This window comes from Streptomyces atratus, from assembly GCF_900119365.1.
GTDB lineage: Bacteria > Actinomycetota > Actinomycetes > Streptomycetales > Streptomycetaceae > Streptomyces > Streptomyces atratus_B.
This window is the reverse complement of the sequence record NZ_FPJO01000103.1, coordinates 1-1,077: the sequence shown is the minus strand read 5'-3', so window position 1 is coordinate 1,077 and position 1,077 is coordinate 1. Positions and strand designations below refer to the sequence as shown.

General features: G+C 70.2%; 1 protein-coding gene. It reads right to left on the bottom strand.

From position 1 onward, the window contains the following. Positions 1-1,039 (bottom strand): condensation domain-containing protein (locus BT364_RS38950; protein WP_256260445.1); only part of this gene is annotated, 1,039 nt, incomplete at its 3' end. Positions 1,040-1,077: the final 38 nt, after the last annotated feature.

The window sequence follows — 1,077 nt, the reverse complement described above, 5'->3', positions numbered from 1 at the left end:
CCTGGCGGCAGTAGCGGGCCAGAACGATCTGGAACAGGGACAGCAGCGCCATGAACAGGCTCGCGCCCTGCCCGCTCGCCGTCGCCCGCAGCGCCACCGTCACCTCCGACGGCACCGAGAAGTACACGGTGTCGCCCTCGGCGCCCTCCCGTTCGGCGGGCCGACCGTGGTCGGTCGGCAGCTCCAAGGCCGGTACCCCTGCGAGACGCTCGCGCCAGTACGCCAACTGCCTCTCCAGGAAATCCCCGCTGAGTTGCTCCCGCTGCCAGGCGGCGAAATCTGCGTACTGTACGGGCAGTTCGGGCAGCGACGCCACACGTCCGGCAACGGCAGCCATGTACAGCTCGCGCAGTTCGCGGGCCAGAATCCCGGAGGACCAGCCGTCCGAGACGATGTGGTGCAGCATGATCAGCACGTACTGGTCGTCGTCAGCGACGCGCACCACGTCAACCCGCAGAAGCCGCCCGCCGCCCAGCTCGAACGGTCGCCGCGCCTCGGCCGCCATGATCTCCAGTGCGGCCCGCTCCCGGTCGGCCGCCGGGACGGTCCGGACGTCGTGCACCACCGGAGTGACCGACCACGGTGCGTCCACGATCTGCGCGGGACGGCCTGAGTCGTCCGTGACGAACCGGGTCCGCAGCACCTCGTGCCGGGTCACCAGACCGGTGAACGCCGCACCCAGTGCACCGGCGTCGAGCGTGCCGCGCACCCGCAGGCCGAACGGCACGAGGTATTCGGCGCTGCCCGGCGTCAACTGGTCCAGGAACCAAAGCCGCTGCTGCGCGAACGACAGGGGCAGTTGACCGCTGCCGCGGTCGAGCGGTATCAGCGGCGCCTCGTCGGCCGTCCCCAGCTCTCGCACGACCCCTGCCAGTGCGGCCGGGGTGGGTGAGGTGAAGAGGGCACGCACCGGGACGTCCAACCCGAGCCGCTGCCGCAGACGCGACGTCACCTGTGTCGCGAGCAGTGAATGCCCGCCCATTTCGAAGAAGTTGTCGTGGATGCCGACGGTGTCGACGCCGAGGACGTCGGACCACACGCCGGTAATGGTCTCCTCCGTCGAGTTCCGGGGTGCGG